At 71.6% G+C, this 5,501-nt stretch carries 1 protein-coding gene and 1 pseudogene; both read left to right on the top strand.

The features are described 5' to 3' along the window. Positions 1 to 4,243, top strand: a 4,243-nt coding sequence (locus GUY61_RS33975; RefSeq protein ID WP_243766948.1) for a HAMP domain-containing protein, incomplete at its 5' end; no start/stop codon positions are given. A 588-nt stretch (positions 4,244 to 4,831) separates the two neighbouring features. Next, positions 4,832 to 5,501: pseudogene (locus GUY61_RS33970) on the top strand (antitermination regulator); the annotation flags it as partial.

The following is a 5,501-nucleotide window of genomic DNA, read 5'->3' as shown; positions in this document are numbered from 1 at the left end:
GGGCGAGCCGGAACTCCGTCAGCTGCTGGCCGGGCTCACCGCCGTGCGTGACGGCGATTTCGGGACGCGGCTGCCGGACGGGGCCGACGGTCTCCTCGGCGAGATCGCCTCGGTGTTCAACGGCATGGTCGACCAGTTGTCGCTGTTCACCTCGGAGGTGACCCGCGTGGCCCGCGAGGTCGGCACCGAGGGCACGCTCGGTGGCCAGGCGCAGGTGCCCGGAGTCTCGGGCACCTGGGCGGACCTCACCGACTCCGTGAACGCGATGGCGGGCAATCTGACCACCCAGGTCCGTGACATCGCCCAGGTGGCCACCGCGGTGGCCGAGGGCGACCTCTCGCAGAAGATCGACGTGGACGCCCGCGGCGAGATCCTGGAGCTGAAGGACACCGTCAACACGATGGTCGACCAGCTCTCGGCCTTCGCCGACGAAGTGACCCGGGTGGCGCGCGAGGTCGGCAGCGAGGGCCGGCTCGGCGGCCAGGCGCAGGTGCCCGGCGTCGGCGGCGTGTGGCGGGACCTCACCGACTCGGTGAACTTCATGGCCGGCAACCTGACCGACCAGGTGCGCAACGTCGCCCAGGTCACGACGGCCGTCGCCAAGGGCGACCTGTCCCAGAAGATCACCGTGGACGCCCGCGGCGAGATCCTCGAACTCAAGAACACCATCAACACGATGGTCGACCAACTCTCCTCCTTCGCCGACGAAGTGACCCGGATGGCGCGAGAGGTCGGCACCGAGGGCCGCCTCGGCGGCCAGGCCGACGTCAAGGGCGTCTCCGGCACCTGGCGGGACCTCACCGACTCGGTGAACTTCATGGCGGGGAACCTGACCGCCCAGGTGCGGTCCATCGCCCAGGTGGCCACGGCCGTCGCCAAGGGCGACCTGTCCCAGAAGATCACCGTGGACGCCCGCGGCGAGATCCTCGAACTCAAGAACACCATCAACACGATGGTCGACCAACTCTCCTCCTTCGCCGACGAGGTCACCCGCGTCGCCCGCGAGGTCGGCACGGAGGGCAATCTCGGCGGCCAGGCGACCGTACGGGGTGTCTCCGGCACCTGGAAGGACCTCACCGACAACGTCAACGTCATGGCGTCCAACCTGACCGGGCAGGTGCGCTCGATCGCGCAGGTGGCGACCGCCGTCGCGCGGGGCGACCTCTCGCAGAAGATCACGGTCGAGGCCAAGGGCGAGGTGGCCGCGCTCGCGGGCGTCATCAACACGATGGTCGACACTCTTTCGGCCTTCGCCGACGAGGTCACCCGCGTCGCCCGCGAGGTCGGCACCGAGGGCCGCCTCGGCGGCCAGGCCAGGGTGCCGAACGTCGCAGGCACCTGGAAGGACCTCACCGACAACGTCAACTCGATGGCGAACAACCTGACCGGGCAGGTGCGCAACATCGCCCTCGTCACCACAGCCGTCGCCAACGGCGACCTGTCGAAGAAGATCGACGTGGACGCGCGCGGCGAGATCCTGGAGCTGAAGACGACCATCAACACGATGGTGGACCAGCTCTCCTCCTTCGCCGCCGAGGTCACCCGGGTGGCGCGCGAGGTCGGCAGCGAGGGCCGCCTGGGCGGCCAGGCCGAGGTCGAGGGCGTCTCGGGCACCTGGAAGCGGCTGACGGAGAACGTCAACGAACTGGCGGGCAACCTCACCCGTCAGGTACGGGCCATCGCAGAGGTCGCCAGCGCCGTCGCCGAGGGCGATCTGACCCGTTCCATCACCGTCGACGCCTCGGGTGAGGTGGCCGAGCTCAAGGACAACATCAACTCCATGGTCGGCTCGCTGCGCGAGACCACCAGGGCCAACCAGCAACAGGACTGGCTGAAGTCCAACCTGGCCCGCGTCTCCGGACTGATGCAGGGCCACCGCGACCTGTCGGTGGTCGCGGAACTGATCATGGACGAGCTGACGCCGCTGGTGTCCGCGCAGTACGGCGCCTTCTATCTCGCCGAGGAGAACTCCGACCACTCCGGGCTCAGGCTGGTGGGCTCGTACGGCTACCCCGACGACGACAGCCGGCCGGAGCGCATCAGGCTCGGCCGCACCCTGGTCGGCCAGGCGGCCCGCAACCGGCGGACGATCATGGTCGACGAGCTGCCCGGCGGCTATGTCACCATCTCCTCCGCGCTCGGGCAGACCGTGCCGACCGCCCTGATGGTGCTGCCCATCGTGGTCGAGGAGCAGGTGCTCGGCGTGATCGAGCTCGCTTCGGTGACGCCCTTCACCCAGATCCACCGGGACTTCCTCGACCAGCTGATGGAGACCATCGGCGTCAACGTCAACACCATCGTCGCCAACGCCCGTACCGACGAACTGCTGGGCGAGTCCCAGCGGCTGGCCGCGGAGCTCCAGGCACGCTCCGAGGAACTCCAGGTGCAGCAGGACGAGTTGCAGCGCTCCAACGCGGAACTCGAGGAGAAGGCGGCGCTGCTGGCCGCCCAGAACCGCGACATCGAGGCGAAGAACCTGGAGATCGAGCAGGCCAGGCAGGAACTCGAGACGCGCGCCCAGCAGCTCGCCCTCGCCTCGAAGTACAAGTCGGAGTTCCTGGCCAACATGAGCCACGAACTGCGCACACCGCTCAACAGCCTGCTGATCCTGGCCCAGTTGCTGGCCCAGAACCCCTCGCGCAATCTCACCCCGAAGCAGGTCGAGTACGCGGGCATCATCCACTCCGCGGGTTCCGACCTGCTCCAGCTGATCAACGACATCCTCGACCTGTCGAAGGTCGAGGCGGGGAAGATGGACATCAACCCCGAGCGGGTCCCGCTGCGCCGGCTGCTCGACTACGTCGAGGCCACCTTCCGGCCGCTCACCACCCAGAAGAGCCTCGACTTCAAGATCAGCACCGCCGCCGGCGTGCCGGTCGACCTGCTGACGGACGACTCCCGGCTGCGGCAGGTGCTGCGCAATCTGCTGTCCAACGCGGTGAAGTTCACCGACCGGGGCGGGATCGAGCTGCGCATCGAGCCCGCCGCCGACAGCGAACTCCCCGACGCCGTGCACCGCGGCGGAGCCGCCGTGGCCTTCCGCGTCAAGGACACCGGCGTCGGCATCCCGGCACAGCAACTGGAGGCCATCTTCGGCGCGTTCCAGCAGGCGGACGGGACGACCAGCCGCAAGTACGGCGGCACCGGCCTCGGGCTCTCCATCAGCCGGGAGATCGCGTACCTCCTCGGCGGGGCCATCACCGCCGAGAGCACACCGGGCGAGGGCAGTACGTTCACCCTCTATCTGCCCGTCGCCCGCCCCGGCTTCGAGCAGCCGGGGGCCGGTGCGGCCGCCGTCGAGGCGGCGCGGCGGACGGCCGGGGCGGAGAGCGAACGGGACACCACCCGGGCGGGGGACCGAAAGGCGCAGGCGCCCCCGCAGAAGCGCCGGCTGCTGGTCATAGAGGAACGTCAGCACGGACTGCTGTCCCTCGTCGCCGAGAGCGCCGTCGCCGACCTCGCGGGCAGCCGTGACCTGGGGGCCGGGCCGCACGGGACCGTCGAGGTCGTCACCGCAGTAGGCGCACAGGAGGCGGCCGAGGCGCTCGCCGCGGGACCGTGCCACTGCGTCGTGCTCGAACTCGACATGGCGGACGACGAGGCGCTGCGCTTCCTGGAGGCGATGGACGGGGACTCGGCCCTCGCCGACCTGCCGGTGCTCGCCCACAACAACCGCCGGCTGGACGCCGAGCAGGAACGGCGGCTCCAGGCCCACGCCGGCAGACGCCCGCTGGAACTGCTGTCCAGCCTGGACGAACTGCGGGAGCGGATCGCCCTGCACCTGTCGGCCGAGCAGCCCGGCGACGTGCTGCCGCTGGTACGCCCCGAGGAGCCGGAGGCACAGCCGCCGGCCGCCGTCGACGGCGGCCTCGCGGGCCGCACGGTGCTGGTCGTCGACGACGACGCCCGCAACCTGTACGCGCTCAGCGGGATCCTCGAACTCCACGGGATGCAGGTGCTGCACGCGGAGAACGGCCGCAAGGGCATCGAGGCCCTCAAGGCGAACCCCGAGATCGCGCTGATCCTCATGGACGTGATGATGCCGGAGATGGACGGCTACGCCGCCACCGCCGAGATCCGCCGTATGCCCGAGTACGCCGGGCTGCCGATCATCGCCGTCACCGCAAAGGCGATGCCGGGCGATCGGGAGAAGAGCCTCGCGGCCGGGGCGAGCGACTACGTGACCAAGCCGGTGGACGCCGACGATCTCATCAGTCGCGTCCGCAGGTGGCTGAGCGCATGAGCACCGCACCCGACGCCGGCCTCCCGCGTCCCCGGCCCGCCGCCGGGGGCACCCCGGTGAGCGAGCCGGCCTCCGCCCGCGAACCCCGCGCCGGCGCGGTCTCCGCGACCGGTCCCGGCGCGGACACCGGCCCGTCCCCCGCCACGGCGTCGCACCCGGACGAGGTCCGGCCGACCGGCAGCGGCGGGATGCCCCGCGGCACCGCTGCCGGAGCCGCGCCGGCCCAGGCGGCGGTCGGGGCCGGCTCCGAGCCTGTCCCGGCCGCCCACGGCGGTCTCGAGCCTCGGCCACCCGGCCCCGACACCGCTGCCGTCCGACGCGGAACCGGCAGCCACGGGCACGCCCGCACCCACCACCAAAGACACCCCCGGCAACGCACCCACCACCAGAGCCACCCTGGCCACCACCGGCGCCGGAGACCCGGACCCCGGCTACCCGGCCGGGACGCTGCCGGGCGACGCGGAACCGGTCCTCGCCGGACGCGATGAGCAGGGTCCTGACGACGGGACGGCCCGAGCACCCGGCGTCGGAACGGCCGACGCCCGGACGGCCGGTGCCGGGAGGGGCCGGGCGCAGGCCTCCGGCGGCTCCGTCGGCCAGGCGTCCCACCCCGGCGGCGGACGGGTCGCCGTGCCCGCGGGGACCGGCGGCCGTGTTCACGGCGTGCTGGAGATCTGCTGGCCACAGCCACTGGGGCCGCAGCCGCCGCAGATCGTCCGGCAGATCGAGGCGCTGGCCGAGCTGTGCGCGCACACGCTGGAGACCCTGCCGTCCGCCGGGTCCTCGCCCGCCGGGTCGTCGGCGGTGCCACCCGCGCTGCCGCCCGACCCTGAACTGGTGGACCTGGCCGACGCCCTCTTCGACCCGGCACTCGTCCTGCTCCCCCACCTCGACGCGGACGGCCATCTCGTCGACTTCCGGATCCAGCACCTGAACCCCCGGTTCGTGGATCCCGCGGGGCGGTCGCGCAGCACCGTCGGAGGAACGCTTCTGCTGGAGGCGTACCCGCTCGCCGCCGGCGAGGACGAACTCTTCGAGCACATCGAACGCGTGTACGCAACGGGCGAGTCGTTCCGGGCGCCGGGCATGACCTTCACCGCCCTGGTCGGCCAGGTGCCGCTGACGACCGTCGCCGACATCAGCATCACCCGCTACGGCCATCAGGTCCTGCTCATCTGGCGCACCGAGGACGAGACCGCCGATCCGGCCGAGCCGAGCAGCTCTTCGCCCTGTACGGGCGGCCGGTCACCGAGCCGCC

Origin of the sequence: Streptomyces sp. GC420, assembly GCF_009916105.1 — a bacterium.
Lineage (GTDB): Bacteria > Actinomycetota > Actinomycetes > Streptomycetales > Streptomycetaceae > Streptomyces.
The sequence above is the reverse complement of the archived record's forward strand: the minus strand, read 5'-3'. Positions and strand labels throughout refer to the sequence as shown.